This is a genomic window from Vibrio astriarenae (assembly GCF_010587385.1).
Lineage (GTDB): Bacteria > Pseudomonadota > Gammaproteobacteria > Enterobacterales > Vibrionaceae > Vibrio > Vibrio astriarenae.
On record NZ_CP047475.1, the window covers coordinates 2,034,554 to 2,054,150 of the forward strand.

Here is a 19,597-nt window from a genome sequence, read left to right on the forward strand (position 1 = left end):
TAAAGTTTAAGAGCAAAGGAATGAACGCATGACTAAACAAAGAATTGTCGTTGTCGGTAACGGCATGGTCGGGCACAAATTTATCGATACCTTGATCGCATCTGATCGTGATGATCTCGACATCATTACGTTTTCAGAAGAGCCAAGACTCGCCTATGACCGTGTACAACTGACGTCCTACTTCACCGGAAAAACCGTTGAAGACCTATCACTGACTGATGAAGTTTATTACCAAGAGAACGGCATCAACTATGTGGTGAACGAAAAAGTGACCCAGCTAGACACAGAAAACAAGCAGGTCATCACCGCCTCAGGAAGAATCGAAGCTTACGACAAACTCATCCTGGCCACGGGCTCTTATCCTTTTGTTCCACCTATTCCCGGCAATGACCAAGCGCACTGCCATGTTTATCGAACGATTGAAGATCTCGATGCGATTGAACTCTCAAGTAAGGACAGTAAATCGGGTGTCGTCATTGGTGGCGGTCTATTAGGGCTTGAAGCGGCAAACGCGATTAAAAACCTAGGCCTTGAGACACACGTGGTGGAGTTTGCTCCCCGCCTGATGGCGGTTCAACTTGACGATGGAGGCGGCGCCCTTCTACGTAGAAAAATTGAAGATCTTGGGGTCTCTGTCCATACAGAGAAAGCCACCACCGAAATTGTTGCTGGTGAGAACGCACGTTACCGCATGAACTTTGCAGATGGCACCCATGTTGAAACCGACATGATCGTGTTCTCTGCGGGTATTCGTCCTCAAGATGAATTGGCAAAAGACACCGCGATTCAATTGGGTGAACGTGGAGGGATTGCGATCAATAACTTTTGTCAAACCAACCTTGATGATGTCTACGCGATTGGTGAATGTGCATTGTGGGATAACAAGATATTTGGTCTGGTTGCACCCGGTTATCAGATGGCCAAGATTGCAGCTCAACATATTCTTGAGCCAAGTAGAGAAAGCGAATTTACTGGCGCAGATATGAGTACCAAGCTCAAGCTCCTCGGTGTGGATGTCGCAAGTATTGGTGAAGTACACGGCCAAACCGAGGGCGCACAGTCTTATACCTACAACGATGAGATTGAACAGGTTTACAAACGTCTGATTGTCTCAGCTGATGGCACTAAGATCGTGGGTGCAGTCCTCGTCGGTGATGCTGAGGCATACGGCACACTCCTGCAATACAAGCAAAATGATATGCCGCTGCCAAGCAACCCGTCTGTGCTGATTCTTCCGAATACCGCAGATGACAGCTCCGGTGCAATGGGCGTGGATGCCCTGCCAGATACCGCAGTTATCTGTTCATGTTTTGATGTGACCAAAGGCGACATCAAACAAGCCGTGGCCTCGGGTTGTACTACTATGTCTGCACTGAAAGAGAGTACCAACGCTTCTACGGGTTGTGGCGGTTGTAGCGCTCTTGCAAAACAGGTCCTCGATAGTGAACTGCTCAGCTTGGGTGTTGAGGTCAACAACGACCTTTGTGAACACTTTGCCTACACACGCCAAGAGCTGAGTGACATCGTGCGCATCAACAAAATCAAAACCTTTGATGAGCTATTAACTAAATATGGTAAAGGCCTGGGTTGTACCGTGTGTAAGCCTGCGGTTGGTTCTATTCTCGCTTCATTCTGGAATGACTACATTCTAGAAAATGAGCATATGGAGCTACAAGACACCAACGACATCTACTTAGGCAACATGCAAAAAGACGGGACTTACTCGGTTGTCCCACGCATTGCGGGCGGGGAAATTACGCCAGATAAGCTGATTGTCTTAGGTGAAGTCGCAAAAGAGTTTGATCTCTACACCAAGATTACCGGTGGGCAACGCGTCGACCTCTTTGGCGCACAGCTTAACGACCTGCCTGTCATTTGGCGTAAGCTGGTTGATGCAGGCTTTGAGACAGGTCATGCCTACGGAAAGTCAGTGCGAACGGTTAAGTCTTGTGTCGGCAGCACTTGGTGTCGCTACGGGGTTGATGACAGTGTCGGATTCGCGATTGATATCGAAAACCGTTACAAGGGTCTTCGTTCACCACACAAACTCAAGTTCGCGGTCTCTGGCTGTACGCGTGAATGTGCCGAAGCACAATCGAAAGATATTGGTGTTATTGCCACAGACAATGGCTGGAATCTTTACGTGTGTGGTAACGGTGGCATGCGTCCTCGCCATGCCGATCTTCTGGCCACTGACTTAGATCGTGACACACTGATCAAATACATCGACCGTGTCTTGATGTTCTACATCCGCACCGCGGATCGCCTACAACGTACGTCTGTTTGGTTAGAGAACCTCGAAGGTGGCCTAGACTACCTCAAACAGGTAGTGATTGAAGATAAGCTGGGGGTTTGTGACGAGCTTGAGAGCGAAATGGCGGCCAATATCGCCAAATACCAGTGTGAATGGAAAACCACGATCGAGTCACCTGAGAAACTTAAACGTTTCAATCACTTCATCAATAGTGACGAGCGCGATGAAAAGCTCAAATTCATCTCGGTTCGCGATCAAAGATTACCAGCACCTACCACCAAACAAACCCTCGGTGACATTGATGTCGTCGAAGTAGAATCTTAAGGAGAGTCCGATGAATACCATGACTATCGCACCAGAAACCAAAACTTCATGGCTCACGGTCTGCACAACAGCAGACCTCTCCCCAAACACAGGCGTCTGTGCTTTGGTATCAGGAAAGCAAGTGGCTATTTTCAATTGTACTCGCTCTGGCAACCTATACGCCATCGACAATTTTGACCCCATCGGCAACGCAAATATATTGTCTCGCGGCATCATAGGTTCAATCAATGATGAGCCAGTGGTCGCATCACCACTCTACAAGCAGCACTTTAGCCTAACGACAGGGGCATGCTTGGAAGAGCCGGAATATCAGGTCAAAACCTATCGCATTCGAGAGCACAACGGTGAAATCCAAGTGCTCATCTCAACAAAATAAAAATTATCAAAATTAAAGTCAGTCAATTATACGGAAGTAATTCGAGGCAAATTTATGCAAGACAATCAATTTTCAATCTTTTCATTTAAAGGAAAAATGAAAATCCTCCATTTGAGTTGGATGGCGTTTTTCATCACGTTTGTAGTGTGGTTTAACTTCGCTCCATTGCTGCAAATGGTCAAAGAGACACTGGGCCTTAGTACCCAAGAAGTAAAAACGCTGCTGATACTCAACGTAGCGCTCACCATACCCGCTCGTGTGATCATCGGCATGCTCACCGATAAATATGGACCACGATTGGTGTACTCCGCACTTTTAGCCGTGTGCTCCATTCCCTGTTTTATGTTCGCATTTGCCGACTCATTCATGCAGGCCGCCATTGCTCGATTCCTACTTGGCTTCATCGGAGCCGGCTTTGTGATTGGTATTCGTTTGGTTTCGGAGTGGTTCCCACACAATGAACTGGGTACAGCAGAAGGTATCTATGGTGGCTGGGGTAACTTTGGTTCAGCCGCTGCTGCATTTACGTTACCGACAGTGGCATTACTATTTGGGGGTGACGAAGGGTGGCGCTACGCGGTAGCGATTACCGGGGTCATGAGTCTTGTATTTTCCTTCATCTTTTACCGTAATGTGACCGATACGCCAAAAGGCTCGACTTACTTCAAACCTAAACACCTCACAGCAATGGAAGTGACATCCAAAGGCGATTTCTTCTTCCTACTGGGTATGAAGATCCCTATGTATGCGGTTCTTGGCCTACTTGCATGGAAGCTCTCACCAAGTGGTATCGGGATGCTAAGCAATACGATGGTTTATGGCATTTATGCAGGTCTCATTGCCCTTTACGCTATCGAAGCTTCACAAGTATGGAAGGTGAATAAAGGCATCTTTACCAAGCCCGTTGAAGAGATTCATCAATACAAGTTTAAGCAAGTAGCGGTGCTGAATGTTCTGTACTTTGCGACCTTTGGCTCAGAGTTAGCCGTCGTTTCTATGCTTCCTCTGTTCTTCTCTGAAACGTTTGAGTTATCACCGGTGTTAGCGGGTATGGTGGCTTCGGCTTACGCCTTCATGAACCTCATGTCTCGCCCAGGTGGCGGTTGGATTTCAGATAAATTTGGCCGTAAATCAACGCTGCTATTTCTAACAGCGGGCCTTGCTGTGGGCTACTTCATGATGGGACAAGTTGGCAGTGAATGGCCCGTATGGCTAGCGGTTGTCTGTGCCATGGTATGTTCATTCTTCGTGCAAGCGGGTGAAGGTGCCGTATTTGCCACCGTGCCTCTTATCAAACGTCGTATGACAGGACAGATTGCTGGTATGACAGGGGCGTACGGTAATGTCGGTGCAGTAACGTACCTAACCGTTTTATCTTTCGTTGATTACCAAACGTTCTTCTATGTGATTGCTGCAACGGCTGTCATTGGCTTTGTTGCCCTACTCTTCATGGAAGAGCCAAGTGGTAAAATTGCCGAAGTCAATGAAGACGGCAGTGTGACTCTGATTGATGTTTCTCACTAATTCATAGTGCCGACACAACCCAGCCACTTTGCGGCTGGGTTTTAGACGTTTGAGCAAGGAAAACGATGAACTCACCAAATACTCTAATGATGCCAAAGCTGAGCCTATCCTTTGGTGGCTATTCGGATAAAGGGCGACGACAAGACAACCAAGATGCATTTGTCATTAACATCCCTGAGAAGCATCATGAGCTCACCCACAAAGGCGTCGTCGCGTGCATTGCGGATGGGGTGAGTTGCAGCGAGCAAAGCCAAAAAGCCAGTCATACCGCAGTGATGCAGTTTATTGCTGACTATTACGCAACACCCTACAGCTGGAGTATTAAAAGTTCCGCCAACAAGATTCTCACCTCTTTAAACGCCTGGTTGTTCGAGCAAGGCACGCAATCGGGCCTTAGTCACAATGGGTTAGTGACTACGTTCAGCGTATTGGTGATCAAATCAAATACCGCCCATATCTTCCATGTGGGCGACTCTCGCATCTACTTAATGCGAGACAACAAGCTTCAACAATTAACGAGAGACCACCAGCGAGTGAATTTTGGTAAAGCCGCTTACCTCACTCGTGCACTTGGCATGGATAATACGCTAGAGGTCGATTATCAAACCGTTCCACTGCAGCTCGAAGACCGCTTTCTACTGTGCACCGATGGCGTGCATGATTACCTTTCCGATGAACAGATCGGCACTGCTCTAGCGAACAAAAGTCATCACACCCAATCTAACTCGCAACTAGAGACAGCATCTCAATCACTTTGTCGTTCGGCACTAAAAAACCAAAGCCAAGACAACCTCAGTGCTCTGATTGTCGAAATCAATCACTTACCTAACCATTCACAACTTGAGTATCAACAAAATATCCTTACAAGAGCAATACCACCAGCACTAGCCGAAGGAAATACACTCGAGGGGTATCACATAGACAAAGTTCTTCACGCTGGAACTCGAAGCCATGTCTACCAAGTCACCGAACAAAGTACCGGAGCGCAATATGTATTGAAAACACCCTCAGAGTACGACGCAGATAATGCATTGGTATTGCAACAATTTGCCAATGAGTATTGGGTATCAACACAGCTTAACAGTGAACGCATAATGAAGATGTACCCGACATCGAAGACAAGCCCGTTCATTTATCAGTTGTGTGAGCACATTGAAGGGGTCACTTTACGCCAATGGATGTATGACAACCCAATGCCAGAGCTGAGTAAAGTAAGAGTGATCTTAGATGAGATCGTCAAAGCACTGCGCATATTTCAAAGGGCGGAAATGGTGCACAGAGATCTAAAACCCGAGAACATTATGATCACCACCACTGGCGCGATTAAAATCATCGACTTTGGGGCAGTCAAAGTATCAAGCTTCGAAGAGTTCTCCGATGAAGGGGGGGCAATCGTTCAGGATGAAGTGCCACTTGGCGCGCTCAACTATATTGCCCCGGAATATATCGATACGGGCGTTGCTACGACAACCTCTGATCTGTTTTCGGTCGCCGTCATTGGTTATGAGATGCTCACTGGATCGCTGCCATATAAGCCAGCCACCAGCCAGAATGTGCAAAAAGCCCGACATACTCAATGGCAATATCACTCGATGAACGAATATCGACAGGACATGCCCAACTGGATTGATCTTACGTTCAGAAAAGCCACGCATCACTTACCACAACGTCGGTATGAAGTACTATCAGAGTTCGTTCTCGACCTGTACACACCCAACCAAAAACTACAAAGAGAATTCAAAGAGAAACCGCTACTACAAAGGCAGCCGGTTGTTTTTTGGAAGCTCACCACTTTAATTTTGTTCGCTATCGCGTTAATACAATTGATTATGTTGTTGTCTTAGCGCGATTTCCCTTTAATATTGAATTGGTTTAGCATTCAGGCAACTTTCACCTTCTCGGAATCGTCATCGTGGCCAAGCGAACCCCCATTGTCGAAATGACCTCTTACGGCATCTACTCCCATTGGGATGCCCAATCTAAAGACCTGCCAAAAATCAAAGACTTCACTACCACAGTGCCTGCCGATGAGGGAGTAGAGTTCGGCTTTATTGTTAACATCAAAAAAGCCAAAGGCACACTGCTCAACTTCTGTATTTATCATCCAGGAATTTTGAATAAAAAGGGACAAGTTTTGCAGCCATTTGATGGCGAAATCTATGTCCGTAGCAACGATTGGGATTTCTACTTGGGCGATACAATTCAACTACTGCACCCTACTGACGGGTTAGAAAGTAATCTCGGCGAGTGGCGTATGGTGCTAGATATGGGCGGCAAAGTGATTGCAGAGAAAACGTTCAAAGTCACTGGCCGTGACGAAGGACAGTTTTGGAAATCCCGCGGCTTTTGATTCTATCTGATATATCACCAGACATTTAATCTTCCTTCCTACAAGTGGAAAATCGGGCTTATATCAAACTAACAACCTATATTTCATGTCAATATGTAAACAGGTCTTTGTATAAAAGTCATTCACCGTGTTTTCAAAAGGATTTGAGCATATGGGTATAGACAATCATGAAGAACACCTAGCCCTCATTGCTGCTCTACCTGACTTGGTCTTTGTTTTGACCGAGTCGGGGAGATACGCCGCGGTATTTGGAGGTCAAAGCAACGAGCTTTATCATCAAGAACATGCGCTTGTTGGGCGGAACCTGTCTGACGTTTTACCTCACGATAAAGCTCAATGGTTTTCCGAGCGGATCCTCCAGACATTAAATGAGAACAAGCTCATGGTCTTCGACTACTCACTGTCAGGAGAAGATGTCGACACGCTAGAGAGTCAATCTGGCCCGGAAGCGCTATTGCGCTTCGAGGGGCGAGTCACCCCTTTTCCAACGAACCGCTATGGTGAACGCGCGGTCATTTAGGTTGCTCGCAACATCACTGAGCGTTATCAACTAGAGCAGCAGTTAACCTATTATTCTGAGGTGGATGCACTCTCCAAAACGTTTAATCGCAGAAAGCTATTCGAACAACTCGAAAAGTCGTTTTACGCCTTTCAACGCTATCAAGAAAACTACAGTTTTATCTTAGTGGACATTGATGATTTTAAACTGATTAACGACAAGTATGGCCACCAGTGCGACGATAAAGCCATTCAACATATCGGCTCAACCTGCCTCGCAATGCTGAGACGTTCTGATACGCTCGGGAGGTTGGGTGGTGATGAGTTTGCGATTATCCATAAAATAACTGGTGAGGACTCTGCACAAGCGCTTGCTGAGAGGTTGAGAAACACGATATCTCAACTGGTCATCGACCCGGACTGCTGCAATATGACGCTATCGATCAGTGTTGGCATTAGTCAGTTCAACTCTAATGACTACACAATTGATCAAATCTATAAACGAGCTGACGTTGCCCTTTACGTGTCGAAACAAAAAGGAAAAACTGCATTTCTCTAAACTAAATATCAAAACACTATTAACCAATCCATCAACAACCGATCAAAAAAGTAAACATACTTTCCAGTGCGCATGGTTTGCGTGCTACTGTGCGAAAATCTCTTGGCAACACAATTTTTTGCTCAAGTGCTAATTTAGGGACGAATTATCCACGAGAAGCTACAAGAGAAGTACAAAGCTATGTGGAATAAACTCAATAAATCAATGATGTTCTGCCAAATGATGTTTGGCTTATCTTTCTACGGTGTGATGGTAATCCTCACCCGTTTCTTCCTCGAAGAACTCAACTACAACGAAGCCGATACCATGATGGTGGTGGGTGCCTTCTCCGCTATCGGTCCACTTTTCGCGATTGCTGGTGGTTTTATTGCCGATAAATTCTTAGGGGCATACCGCTCGCTAACGATCTCCTATCTCGGTTTTACATCAGGTTACGTTCTGCTTTTTGCAGGTGCTTCTGTACTCAACGTACCCATGGCACTGTGTGGTATCGCACTAGCAAGTTACTCTCGTGGCCTAATGTCACCGTCTTACCCGAGCCTGTACAAGCGAACTTTCAAAACCCAAGAAGACTTTGAAAATGGCTATCCGGTTAACTATTCGGTTAACAACATCGGCGCGTTCTTGGGTCAATACCTATTCCCAATGCTCGTTCTCGTGCTTGGTTTCAATGGCAGCTTCATGCTTTCAGGTGTTATGGCAGGTGCTGCACTGATTACTCTGGTTATCTCGGCAAAAGGCCTACGCTCTGTCGCTGCAGAAATCGACCAACAGCCTGTGAGTGCGAAAAACTGGATCGCTTTCTCTGTGCTTTCTGCAGCTATGATTGGCTTAGTATTCTTCATGTTCTCAAACATGGATGTTGGTCAAAACATCGTGTACGCGATTGGCGCGGCCGCTATCTTGTACTTCGTTAGCCTAATGGTCAAAGTTGACTATGCGCAAAAGCTTAAAATGGGCACGATCTTGATCATGACGTTCCTAACGACTTGTTTCTTCGTGTACTACGGTCAAATGATGACCTCAATGAACATGGTCGCGATCAATACGATGCGCGGTGACCTGTTCGGTTTCATTCCCGTTGCACCGGAGGCTGCAATGGCGATGAACCCACTATGGTGTATGGTCGCAGGCCCGATTATTGCGCTATTTTTCTCAAACCTTGAGAAACGCAATATTAACTTCTCTACGGCAACAAAAGTCGGTTTCGCATTCATCCTAACGGCAATTGCGTTTGGTATTTTAACCATGGCCGTGAGCACCGTTGGCGCAGACGTAGTCATTCGTCCTGAAGTCTTCCTTGCGATCCACTTCTTCCAAGCGTTCGCTGAAGTCGTCGTGGGCTCTATGGTTGTCGCCTTTATTCTTTCGGTTGCTCCTAAGCACATTGAGAACTTCTCTGTTAGTTTGTTCTCTGTTGCGATAGCTTTGAGTGGTATTGTTGGTGCGGTATTCTCAACCTCTATCGCACTTGAAAAAGGCCAAGAGATCACGCAAGAGATCGTGCAGAACGTCTACGGTGATTACTTCCAACTACTCACAGTACTTGCAGTGGTGATGGTCGGTATCGCTTTCGGTTCATCTTGGGTTATCAAGAAAATGCTGGCTTCCGCGAAACAGCGCGAGACAGCAGCAGAAATTGCTCAAGCTTAACCAAACCACCTAGAACAGAAGGCTTCCAATTCGGAAGCCTTTTTTGTCTCAAATGCTACTAGAGTCGGCGCTTTATTTTGCATTCGCTACCTATCTAACACTTTTGCAAACGCACGGTTGCTCAATGGCTTATTCAGGCATAGCTTGAACAAAAAGAGCTAAAGGATAGAACCCATGAAATACACTCCAGAATACTTGGCCGAACTCAACCTACTTCTTCAATTTGATCTGAGCAGTTCTGCAACAGGCATTAAAGTTCACTCAGAAGCCTCACAAGAGATGCAGCAAGCCGTTGCTCGTCTGTATGACAAAAAGCTGTGTACTCAACCAGATGGTGGTTACTTAACCGACGAAGGTATCGAAGTGGCCGAGCACGCCGATCGCATCTTACGCGTCCTTAGTGCTTAGACTTATCGCTAGTTCTAGAACCTACAACGGCGCTCGACAAGAGCGCCGTTTTTTATCCAGCGTACATATCAATCAACCGAGCCCATATCGAGCGGATAGCTTTGAACAGACTTTAACCGCTCAAGCTCAATCTTAAACTCTGGAAACAGCTCACTGACGAGTTGGTGGGTTACTGGTGTATCATCGTGAGGTTGGCCCAACTCAACTGGGGTCAAAATCAATAGATCGCTGTATTCTGGTAACTTATCGATTCCAAACCAATGTATCACACTGCTAAAGTCCTCACCGTAAGCATCCGTTAGCTCCCGTTTGGCTTGAAGCAACAACTCGCCTGAATCAACCACTTCTGTATCAGAATAACGATTCTGATAGTGCTCAACTAGCCGGTCAGATAGCATTTGAAACGCAGCGGTGTGGGGCATGATATAACGATATCTCTCCGCCCCTTCCGCTATCAGCGTTATTCTAAGACTCAAAAGTGCGTTCAATACGTAATTAGGAACCAAATTCACGTAATAGCCTCTTATTGCCTCATCAGAATACAACTCTTGCAAAAAATAGTGATAGTTGTTCATCATCATGGTTTCGGCGGCTATCGTTTGCTTACGATGCAGTTGTGACTGCTTTGACTTTAGTAGCTCAGTGGTAAAGGTGTTCATTCTCACATCTATAACCACATCTGAAGGAGACTCTATTGTTATTGTATCCTCGTTTGGTAGAGGTGGCCGAAGGGAGATCAAATCAGGTTGAGTGCCCTCCCATAATGGCATGGACTGTTGTGTTTCAGGCGAAGTAAACAACTCTACATCGTCATTATTTAGCCAAATTTGCAACACGAATAGCGCTGTGATCAAGATACCGATATACCCATACCATTTTGATTTCATCTTACCCTCCCTCCGAAAAGGTCAGCCTCCGTTGAAAACTGAGTATGGTGTAAAACATTGGAATGACACAAAATTCATCAGGCCAATATTTGAACTAACTACCACTTTATACTTAGTTTGTGACCGTGCTCTATAGTAAACAAGGGCAACCTCTCAGCCACCCTTACTTACTATTTACGAACAAAATTAAATGCTACTTTGTGTACTCTTTACGAAGTTCTTTGGTGGCAGTGACCATATTGGTCAGTGACTTTTCTGTCTCCTCCCAACCCCGCGTTTTTAGACCACAATCTGGATTAACCCACAAACGCTCAATCGGTATCTGCTCTGCCGCTTTCTTGATTAGGTTTTTAATCCACTCCGTGCTCGGAACGTTTGGCGAATGAATATCGTAAACACCCGGGCCGATTTCATTCGGATAAGCGAACTCTTCAAAGGCGTTGAGGAGCTCCATGTTTGAGCGACTGGTTTCAATAGTGATGACATCAGCGTCTAAAGCCGCCACCGACTCAATAATTTCGTTGAATTCGCTATAACACATGTGGGTATGGATCTGTGTTTGAGGCAGTGCACTTGAAGCAGACAACTTAAACGCATTCACAGCCCAATCAAGATACTCTGCTTGTTCACTCTTCTTAAGCGGCAGCCCTTCACGAATGGCAGGCTCATCGATTTGAATAATATTGATGCCTGCTTGCTGCAGGTCAGAAACCTCCTCTTTTAGAGCCAGTGCTAACTGCTGTGCAATCTGCTGTCGAGAAATATCTTCACGTGGGAACGTCCAGCAAAGAATCGTCACAGGCCCGGTCAGCATTCCCTTCATATGCTTGGAAGTTAATGATTGGGCAAATCGCGTCCACTCTACCGTCATTGCTCGCTCTCGCTCAATATCAGCGACAACGATCGCTGGCTTCACACAGCGAGAACCATAGCTTTGTACCCAACCAAACTGAGTGGTTTCAAAGCCAGACAGTAGCTCTGCGAAATACTCTACCATGTCATTACGCTCAGCCTCACCATGCACTAGAACATCTAAATCTATCGCCTCTTGGCGACGTATCGCATCTTCAATATGTCCCTTTAATGCTTGGTTGTATTCTGTTTCTCCTAACTTGCCCTGACGATAAGCACTACGCTGTAAACGAATATCGGCGGTTTGCGGGAATGAGCCTATCGTCGTGGTCGGCAGTAACGGTAATTTGAGGTATTCAGCTTGAGCGGCAATACGCTCTGCAAACGGAGCAGCACGTTCGGATGACCCTGACACCAAAGCTTTTACTTTTTGCTGAATATGCGTTTTGTGGATTAAGTTTGATTGCGCTCGTGCTCGCAAAGGTTCGCTATACTCACGACATGCAGCAATCGCCGTCGTGCTTCCGGCAAGCGCTTGGCCCAATAGGCTCACTTCATCCACTTTTTGCTTAGCAAACGCAAACCAACTTTTGGTCTCGGCGGAAAGCTGAGTTTCCAGCTCAAGGTCAACTGGGCTATGAAGTAAAGAGCATGAGCTTGCCACCCACAAACGCTCCCCTAGCTGCTGTTGAACTGGGGTTAGAATGTCCAGCCATTGAGCAAGGTCGGCACGCCAAACATTTCGACCATTAATCGCACCGACGGATAACACCCAGTCTGTAGGAAGCTTTTCGATGATCTCATCAAGGCAGTTTTGGTTTTGGCTAACATCAACATGCAAGCCATCCACTTCTAGCTGCGTAATTTCGTCAAGGTGATGGTTGATGGAATCAAAATACGTCGTTAGCAATACTTTGGTTTTTGAACCAAGCATCTGATAGGCGAGCTTAAATGCACTACGCCACTCTTTATCCAGCTCTAAAGCCAAGATAGGTTCATCAACTTGAATCCACTCAACACCAAGGTTTTCCAACTTCGTGAAGATCTGCTGATAAGCGGTGATTAACCTTGGCAGTAGTGATAGTCGATCGAAACCTGTTTCGACCTCTTTACCGAGATATAAATAACTCAGCGGCCCCAATAGTACTGGCTTGACAGAATGCCCTGCTTCCATCGCCTGCTTGGTCTCCTCAAATAGCTGACTCCATTGAATAGAGAACTGTGTATCCGCTTTAAATTCTGGGACCAAGTAGTGATAGTTGGTGTTAAACCATTTGGTCATGTCTGATGCAGCTGCGCCACAACCGCAATCACTTTGAGATCGTCCACGCCCGACACGAAACAGAGTATCTAATGTGATGCGTTCACTCTGATGACGTTCAGGAACATTACCGAGCAAGAGGCTTGTCGTCAGTACATGGTCATACCAAGCAAAATCACCTGAGGTCACATAGCTTAAATTGGCATCAGCTTGAGTTTGCCAGTTAACCGCCCGAATGGTTGAGCCGGTATCTTTTAGCGCCTGTTGTGATATCTCACCACGCCAATATTTTTCCAATGCAAACTTGAGTTGACGTTTGTCACCAACACGAGGGAAACCAAGAATATGCGTCGTAGTCATAAGTCCATTCCTTTAGATTATCGCGCCCAACCTTTTTAGGCGTCCAGATGGCTAAAGTATTAATTAGACTTTCCTTGTAGCCAAGCGACCTTCATTCAGCTTCAACATGAAAGAATTTCATTTATGAAATTCTTTCATTAATTCTATTTACATTGCTAATGAAAGTTTCTAAGGTGAAAACAGAGTCTTGGATAGGACAACGGACAATACTTAGGCAAAAGGACAGCCCAAATGCTCGATTTAAAACACCTCAAAACACTGGCTACGCTACGAGATACGGGGTCATTAACCGCGACCGCAACGTCACTACATCTGACTCAGTCTGCTCTCTCCCATCAAATTAAAGATCTTGAAGCTCGCCTAGGCAGTCAGCTGTTTTTGCGCAAGACCAAGCCGGTTAGATTTACTTCTGAAGGTGACATTTTGCTAAAACTTGCAGACGAGGTGCTGCCAAGAATTGCCAAGGCAGAAAATGACCTAGCCAGCCTAAAAGAAGATGTGAATGGTCGTTTGCATATGGCGATCGAGTGCCACTCATGCTTCCAGTGGCTGATGCCCGCACTCAAAGAGTATCAAGTCACCTGGCCGAGTGTGACTTTGGATTTTTCATCCGGGTTTGGCTTCGAGCCACTTCCTGCTCTGATTAATGGTGAATTGGATCTCGTTGTCACCTCTGATGTAAATCCTCGCTCAGAAGTGCATTATGAACCGATGTTCGACTTTGAAATGCGCTTAATTACCGCGACGAATCACCCACTCGCCGATGTCGATGTGATCCAACCCGATCATTTAATCAATGAGACGATGATCAGCTACCCGGTGCAAAAGCAAAGACTCGATGTGGTAAAACACTTTCTTAGTCCCGCAGGCATCGAGCCCGCTAAATGGAAACAAGCAGACAATACACTGATGCTGGTACAGATGGTCTCAGCTGGACTAGGGGTGGCAGCGCTACCAAATTGGGCGATCAGTGAGTTTTCAAGACAAGGTTTAATTACAAGTAAGCCACTTGGAGAAGGCTTATGGCGAAGGCTGTTTGCCGCGACTCGGGCATCGGATAAAGACAAACGCTATCTTCAAGCGTTTTTTTCAACTGCGCGCCAACAATGTAAAAGCCACCTTGATGGTATCAAGATGGCTTAGTTAGCCCATTTGTTCACTCTCAACTAAGGTCAACTATCGTCAAATATAGCAATCTAACGTGGGTAAGATTTGAATTGGTTCGTCAAAGGATCGTATTGGTAGCCAAGCACATCAAGCTTACCCACAACACCTTCAACATCCACTTCATACGTTGAAGCAAACTCCTCAAAGCTGTCGCACTCTAGACGTAGTTTTTCGTTAACAATACCCAGTAAAATCACGCTATCGAAATTTCTCACATTGGATAGGTCCATACGACACTCCTTGTATTCACACCATTGATGTAAGCATAGATGGTATTCATATAGACCGCAGCGCGATGAATCAAATATTGTCGTTTCTGTGTTCGTTATCTCACTCCAACCTAAGCCGCAGTCACTAACGAGTTTAGGGATAAAAACACTTGGCTTGCGCCCAACAAGAGAATTAAAGCAAACAGAATAACAAACTTGTTCGGGTCAGTTTGTCGGATCAAGTGCCAGCACCAAGCAACGATACCGACAATCAACATCACCACTGAACTTAGAATAGGCATTAGTAGATGTGGGTGAGCGTCGAGGTCCAGAGAATAGCTTAGCCACAACACACTGAGCGCAAACACCATTGCGGAAACGACACCACAGAAAGGCAGCAAACGATGAAATGCTTGCAATCGTGTACGGGCAGTCACCAACAGCACATGTGCAAGAGCGCCACCAAGTAAAACAAGCCAAGTGATCATACCCAGGGTGATCGCAGATTGAGGTGCTTGGAATGCGAGCATCAAGGTAAAGGTCGCCGCCAAGCCACCGCCGAGATAAAGTAGCCACAACGGGCCTTGCTCACGGGTCTTCTTGGTTTGTACTTGGGTGTAGAAATAGAAAATCGCGAACACCACCATAAAGGCTTCCACTCGCAGAGAGCATACCGCTAGCCACAAAATCGCTAAAACGGGCAAAACTCGATGAATACGTCCACGTTGTCCAGGACAAATCTCACCTTTGACTAAAATAAGAGTAAGGATCAGTTGAGCACCCAGCAGCATCGGCGGAAAGGTCATTAATAAGGTTGCAATCATGGCTTTGTTAGTCACTTAACAGGTCAAATTGATGAAGCGAGAGTGTAACCAAAACAAGAGATGGGAGCAATTTGCTCAAAGGGTTTTAACCACGACTGAACGCCGAAAAAAACCACACGAAACGCAGGGTGCAACTTACCGAGCAGAAGTATATAATTCGCGCTCCTGAAAATGAGAGTCAACTATGTTAAGTAACATCACACCAATTCACGAACACAAAAAGTACTGGGCAGAATGCTTTGGTACTGCGCCATTCTTGCCAACCAGCAGAAAAGAGATGGACGCACTCGGCTGGGATAGCTGTGACATTATCATCGTCACAGGTGATGCTTACGTTGACCATCCTAGCTTTGGTATGGCCATCATTGGTCGTCTACTGGAAGCACAGGGCTTTCGTGTGGGTATTATAGCCCAACCGAAATGGAGCGATAAAACTGACTTCATGAAGCTCGGTAAACCAAATCTGTTCTTTGGTATTACTGCGGGTAACATGGATTCGATGATCAACCGCTACACCGCGGATCGCAAACTGCGTCATGACGATGCTTATACCCCAAATAACGAAGGGGGTAAACGCCCTGACCGCGCCACCTTGGTTTATTCACAGCGCTGTCGTGAAGCCTACAAAGAAGCTCCGATTGTTCTTGGTGGTATTGAAGCGAGTCTTCGTCGTCTCGCGCATTATGACTACTGGTCTGACAAAGTTCGTCGCTCAGTGCTGTTCGATGCAAAAGCTGATATTCTTCTTTTCGGTAACGCAGAGCGTGCCCTGATCGAAGTGGCGCATCGTCTTGGGGATGGTGAAGACATTGCACAATTGACCAATATTCGTGGTACGGCGGTGAATCTGGCGCAAGAGCCAGAGCAGTTTAATATCATCGACTCCTCACGCATCGAGAAACCACGCAAAGAGGCGTTTGTACCGCAAAACCCATACGCTGTGGAAACTCAGTGCGAAACTAAGCCAGAAATTGAAAAAGAAGAGGCTGCCAAGCCAATCACGATCCGCCCTTCTCGCCATGACGCTGAAACGACGGCAGTACGTTTGCCACCTTTCGAGAAGCTCAATAACGATCGCATTCTGTATGCACATGCTGCACGCATCATGCACTTAGAGACCAACCCGTACTCCGGTCGTGCTCTCATTCAGCGCCACGGTAACCGTGAACTTTGGGTAAACCAACCACCTATCCCTCTCTCAACTGAAGAGATGGACTATGTCTTTGGTCTGCCGTTCGCCCGTGTGCCACACCCAATGTATGGCAATGCAAAAATCCCTGCGTATGACATGATCAAGACATCAGTGAACATCATGCGCGGCTGTTTCGGTGGTTGCTCATTCTGCTCAATTACCGAGCATGAAGGTCGAATCATCCAGAACCGCTCTCAAGAATCGATCCTTAATGAGCTTGAAGACATTCGTGATAAGGTTCCGGGCTTCACTGGGACTATCTCGGATCTTGGTGGCCCTACCGCAAACATGTATCGCTTGGGCTGTAGTGACCCTAAAGCAGAAGCAAACTGCCGCCGTCCATCATGTGTGTTCCCAGGTATCTGTAACAAGCTCAATACCGATCACAAACACACTATCGACCTCTACCGCGCTGCACGAAAAGTGAAAGGCGTGAAGAAAGTCATGATCGCTTCAGGTGTTCGTTACGACCTTGCTATTGAATCGCCAGAGTATGTCAAAGAGTTGGTGACACACCACGTTGGTGGTTATCTAAAGATCGCACCAGAGCATACCGAAAAAGGCCCACTCGACTTAATGATGAAGCCGGGTATGGGTACCTATGATCGCTTCAAAGAGATGTTTGAAAAATACAGCCAAGAAGCGGGTAAGAAGCAGTACTTGATCCCGTACTTTATCTCAGCCCACCCAGGTACTGAAGATGAAGACATGCTCAACCTTGCGCTTTGGCTTAAACACAACAATTTTGAGTGTGACCAAGTGCAGAACTTCTACCCATCTCCGATGTGTAATGCTACGGCAATGTATTATTCAGAAACCAACCCGCTCAAGCGAGTGAAGTACAAGAAACGTGAAGACGTACCTGTGGCGAAAGGTGAACGTCAACGTCGCCTGCATAAAGCGCTACTGCGTTATCACGATCCTGACAACTGGCCACTGATTCGCGAAGCGTTAGTCAATATGGGTAAAAAACACCTTATCGGTGACAAGTCAAGTTGCCTAGTACCCGCAGAAGACCTAGATACGCAAACGCCTGCCCAACGCCGCCGTTCGGGTCGTCATGGTGCAAACCGTTTTGCTACCAAGCACACTAAGAATCAGCCTGGCTTTGGCAATAATGGTGGTGAGCGCCGTTCTGACAATAAGCCAAAAGGAAAAAGCGGAGCAAAGGGTAGCGCTAATCGCCCAGGCCAGAGTAAAGGTCCTCAGGGCAAAGGCGGACAAGCTCAGTCGAATTCTAAAGGTCAGCAGCGTCGCAGCCAAGCTGGCCAACCGAACGGCAATAGGGGTAATACCCAGCGCCACGGTAAGCGCAAATAGCCACCTCACAAATCCCCATCAAACGCGAGCCTATGCTCGCGTTTTTTTATGCCTGCCAGATATTTAGTTACAAATGATCCTATAGTTTATTGTTAACAACACCATACAATTCCGTTATATTTAGAGTTAATGCTCTAAATATAATTGAAACGATAGTTAAGTTAATGGTACTCAGGATGAATGTGCGATTTAAACGTTTAGCTTTGCTATGCAGTGCTTCGCTGCTGAGCTTTAATACTTACTCTGGTGCGATCTCATTTGATCAAGCTTGGCAGGTACTCCAGTTAAACAATCACTCGTTGGAAGCTGGAAGGGCGAATGTGGACGCCTATCAACATTTGGAGTCCGCTAAAGGAAATTTGAATCTGCCGCAGGTATCTATTGGCGCAAATTACACACGTTTAGATAACGACGTGATAGTGACTGGTAAACAACTGGCTGATGCGACGACCGGCTTACCGACTTTACCCTCTCTGCCCGGCCTAAGTTCATTGCTTGGTGGTATCGAAACAAGCATCACCGAAAAAGATATCTTCACTTCCTCTATCCGTGCTGTGTGGCCTATCTTCACCGGCGGGCGAATTACTGCTGCACAAACTGCTGCACAGGGTGAAACAGAAGTCGCGAAAAGCCAATTTAATATGGAAGTTCAAGCTCGCTATGAAGATTTGAGCAAATACTATTTCTCAGTGGTGCTCGCTCAAGAGGTCTATGAAACACGCCAAGCGGTTGAGAAAGGTTTGGCACAACACCAAGCATTTGCAATTAAACTCGAAGAGCAAGGACAGATTGCACGCGTAGAACGACTTCAGGCCGATGCCTCTTTAGACAAAGCCAAAGTAGAAACGCGTAAAGCACTAAGCCAGCTGACCATCGCGCAATCCGCACTGAGCAAAATCCTCGCCCAAGACACCTCAGTTCAACCAACAGAGTCACTGTTTATCAATATAAACCTGCCTCCGATGCAGGTCTATATCGACCAGACTCTCGCCACCTACCCAGGCCTCGATCTGTTGGCAGCCAAAGAGAAACAAGCGACGAGCCTGATCAAAGCAGAAAAAGGGAAATACTACCCTGAAGTGTACCTCTACGGTGATTATAGCCTCTATGAAGAGGATACCCTTGCCAGTCAACTCAAACCAGATTGGATGGTTGGTGTGGGCGTAAGCGTTCCGCTTATCGAGTCCACCGGTCGTTCAGACAATATCAAAGCCGCAAACTCTATGGTTCAGCGAGTACAGGCGCTTAAGTCTCAAGCAAGAGAAGACTTGAGTATTTTGGTACAAAAGACTTACCTAGAGGCACAGCAAGCCATCGATGAAGTTCTGGGGCTTGAGTCGAGTATTGAACTGGCGCAGGAGAATCTTCGTCTGCGCGAAAAAGCCTTTAAGCAGGGTCTATCTAGCTCACTTGATGTGGTGGACGCCCAACTTTATCTCGCCAGTATTCAAACGCAGCAGTCAGTTGCGCGTTATCAATACCTTGTCTCTTTAAATCGCCTACTCGCCGTGAGCAGTCAGATGGACACCTTCAACCAATATCAAACCAGCGCATACGTCAGTGCGAACTAGGAGCTTTC

16 protein-coding genes are annotated in these 19,597 nt (G+C 46.5%); 12 read left to right on the forward strand and 4 right to left on the reverse strand.

Annotated features, from left to right (window positions below; genetic code table 11):
- Nucleotides 1-28 precede the first annotated feature (28 nt).
- The 9 genes from nirB (at nucleotide 29) to GT360_RS09585 (ending at nucleotide 9,946) form a co-directional block, all read left to right on the forward strand.
- Complete coding sequence (gene nirB / locus GT360_RS09550) at nucleotides 29-2,578, forward strand: nitrite reductase large subunit NirB (RefSeq protein WP_164648645.1); 2,550 nt, start codon at nucleotides 29-31, stop codon at nucleotides 2,576-2,578.
- 10 nt (nucleotides 2,579-2,588) lie between these two features.
- Nucleotides 2,589-2,954, forward strand: a complete 366-nt coding sequence (gene nirD, locus GT360_RS09555) for a nitrite reductase small subunit NirD (protein WP_239502544.1) — start codon at nucleotides 2,589-2,591, stop codon at nucleotides 2,952-2,954.
- Nucleotides 2,955-3,008: 54 nt separating this feature from the next.
- Nucleotides 3,009-4,478, forward strand: a complete 1,470-nt coding sequence (locus GT360_RS09560) for a NarK family nitrate/nitrite MFS transporter (protein WP_164648646.1) — start codon at nucleotides 3,009-3,011, stop codon at nucleotides 4,476-4,478.
- Between the two features lie 65 nt (nucleotides 4,479-4,543).
- A complete protein-coding gene (locus GT360_RS09565) occupies nucleotides 4,544-6,322 on the forward strand; it encodes a bifunctional protein-serine/threonine kinase/phosphatase (RefSeq protein ID WP_164648647.1) in 1,779 nt (592 codons plus the stop codon).
- Between the two features lie 68 nt (nucleotides 6,323-6,390).
- The gene (locus GT360_RS09570) at nucleotides 6,391-6,828 is read left to right on the forward strand and encodes a DUF3859 domain-containing protein (RefSeq protein WP_164648648.1); all 438 of its coding nucleotides are present in this window, start codon (nucleotides 6,391-6,393) and stop codon (nucleotides 6,826-6,828) included.
- A 151-nt stretch (nucleotides 6,829-6,979) separates the two neighbouring features.
- Nucleotides 6,980-7,348 (forward strand): PAS domain-containing protein, encoded by a 369-nt coding sequence (locus GT360_RS21905; protein WP_239502545.1) that lies wholly within the window; start codon nucleotides 6,980-6,982, stop codon nucleotides 7,346-7,348.
- Nucleotides 7,349-7,408: 60 nt separating this feature from the next.
- Nucleotides 7,409-7,885, forward strand: coding sequence for a GGDEF domain-containing protein (locus tag GT360_RS21910; protein ID WP_239502546.1), 477 nt, complete (start codon nucleotides 7,409-7,411; stop codon nucleotides 7,883-7,885).
- 180 nt (nucleotides 7,886-8,065) lie between these two features.
- Nucleotides 8,066-9,538: a peptide MFS transporter gene (locus GT360_RS09580; protein WP_164648649.1), complete on the forward strand. Its 1,473-nt coding sequence runs from the start codon at nucleotides 8,066-8,068 to the stop codon at nucleotides 9,536-9,538.
- A 174-nt stretch (nucleotides 9,539-9,712) separates the two neighbouring features.
- Nucleotides 9,713-9,946: a TIGR02647 family protein gene (locus GT360_RS09585; RefSeq protein WP_164648650.1), complete on the forward strand. Its 234-nt coding sequence runs from the start codon at nucleotides 9,713-9,715 to the stop codon at nucleotides 9,944-9,946.
- Between the two features lie 68 nt (nucleotides 9,947-10,014).
- Here GT360_RS09585 and GT360_RS09590 read toward each other — a convergent pair whose 3' ends face one another.
- Both GT360_RS09590 and metE read right to left on the reverse strand, forming a co-directional pair.
- A complete protein-coding gene (locus GT360_RS09590; RefSeq protein ID WP_164648651.1) occupies nucleotides 10,015-10,833 on the reverse strand; it encodes a hypothetical protein in 819 nt (272 codons plus the stop codon).
- Between the two features lie 193 nt (nucleotides 10,834-11,026).
- Nucleotides 11,027-13,306 (reverse strand): 5-methyltetrahydropteroyltriglutamate--homocysteine S-methyltransferase, encoded by a 2,280-nt coding sequence (metE, locus tag GT360_RS09595; RefSeq protein WP_164648652.1) that lies wholly within the window; start codon nucleotides 13,304-13,306, stop codon nucleotides 11,027-11,029.
- 231 nt (nucleotides 13,307-13,537) lie between these two features.
- On the opposite strand from metE, the gene metR reads away from it, so the two are divergent.
- Nucleotides 13,538-14,449 carry an HTH-type transcriptional regulator MetR gene (metR, locus tag GT360_RS09600; RefSeq protein ID WP_164648653.1) on the forward strand — a complete coding sequence of 304 codons (912 nt, stop codon included), beginning with the start codon at nucleotides 13,538-13,540 and terminating at the stop codon, nucleotides 14,447-14,449.
- A 53-nt stretch (nucleotides 14,450-14,502) separates the two neighbouring features.
- Here metR and GT360_RS09605 read toward each other — a convergent pair whose 3' ends face one another.
- Nucleotides 14,503-14,703 carry a DUF4250 domain-containing protein gene (locus GT360_RS09605; protein WP_164648654.1) on the reverse strand — a complete coding sequence of 67 codons (201 nt, stop codon included), beginning with the start codon at nucleotides 14,701-14,703 and terminating at the stop codon, nucleotides 14,503-14,505.
- 110 nt (nucleotides 14,704-14,813) lie between these two features.
- Complete coding sequence (locus GT360_RS09610; RefSeq protein WP_164648655.1) at nucleotides 14,814-15,506, reverse strand: hypothetical protein; 693 nt, start codon at nucleotides 15,504-15,506, stop codon at nucleotides 14,814-14,816.
- Nucleotides 15,507-15,690: 184 nt separating this feature from the next.
- Here GT360_RS09610 and GT360_RS09615 point away from each other — a divergent pair, with 184 nt between their 5' ends.
- Together GT360_RS09615 and GT360_RS09620 are read left to right on the forward strand one after the other, a co-directional pair.
- Nucleotides 15,691-18,018 carry a YgiQ family radical SAM protein gene (locus tag GT360_RS09615; protein WP_164648656.1) on the forward strand — a complete coding sequence of 776 codons (2,328 nt, stop codon included), beginning with the start codon at nucleotides 15,691-15,693 and terminating at the stop codon, nucleotides 18,016-18,018.
- A gap of 176 nt (nucleotides 18,019-18,194) precedes the next feature.
- Entirely contained in the window at nucleotides 18,195-19,589 is a 1,395-nt protein-coding gene (locus GT360_RS09620; RefSeq protein WP_164648657.1) for a TolC family protein, read from the forward strand.
- Nucleotides 19,590-19,597: the final 8 nt, after the last annotated feature.

Excerpts from the sequence above, each read along its gene's own strand:
- GT360_RS09580 (WP_164648649.1), top strand. The coding sequence starts at position 8,066 with ATGTGGAATAAACTCAATAAATCAATGATGTTCTGCCAAATGATGTTT.
- GT360_RS21905 (WP_239502545.1), top strand. The coding sequence starts at position 6,980 with ATGGGTATAGACAATCATGAAGAACACCTAGCCCTCATTGCTGCTCTA.
- metE (WP_164648652.1), bottom strand. The coding sequence starts at position 13,306 with ATGACTACGACGCATATTCTTGGTTTCCCTCGTGTTGGTGACAAACGT.
- GT360_RS09610 (WP_164648655.1), bottom strand. The coding sequence starts at position 15,506 with ATGATTGCAACCTTATTAATGACCTTTCCGCCGATGCTGCTGGGTGCT.
- GT360_RS09585 (WP_164648650.1), top strand. The coding sequence starts at position 9,713 with ATGAAATACACTCCAGAATACTTGGCCGAACTCAACCTACTTCTTCAA.
- nirB (WP_164648645.1), top strand. The coding sequence starts at position 29 with ATGACTAAACAAAGAATTGTCGTTGTCGGTAACGGCATGGTCGGGCAC.
- GT360_RS09615 (WP_164648656.1), top strand. The coding sequence starts at position 15,691 with ATGTTAAGTAACATCACACCAATTCACGAACACAAAAAGTACTGGGCA.
- GT360_RS09605 (WP_164648654.1), bottom strand. The coding sequence starts at position 14,703 with ATGGACCTATCCAATGTGAGAAATTTCGATAGCGTGATTTTACTGGGT.
- GT360_RS09620 (WP_164648657.1), top strand. The coding sequence starts at position 18,195 with ATGAATGTGCGATTTAAACGTTTAGCTTTGCTATGCAGTGCTTCGCTG.
- GT360_RS09565 (WP_164648647.1), top strand. The coding sequence starts at position 4,544 with ATGAACTCACCAAATACTCTAATGATGCCAAAGCTGAGCCTATCCTTT.
- nirD (WP_239502544.1), top strand. The coding sequence starts at position 2,589 with ATGAATACCATGACTATCGCACCAGAAACCAAAACTTCATGGCTCACG.
- GT360_RS09560 (WP_164648646.1), top strand. The coding sequence starts at position 3,009 with ATGCAAGACAATCAATTTTCAATCTTTTCATTTAAAGGAAAAATGAAA.
- GT360_RS09590 (WP_164648651.1), bottom strand. The coding sequence starts at position 10,833 with ATGAAATCAAAATGGTATGGGTATATCGGTATCTTGATCACAGCGCTA.
- metR (WP_164648653.1), top strand. The coding sequence starts at position 13,538 with ATGCTCGATTTAAAACACCTCAAAACACTGGCTACGCTACGAGATACG.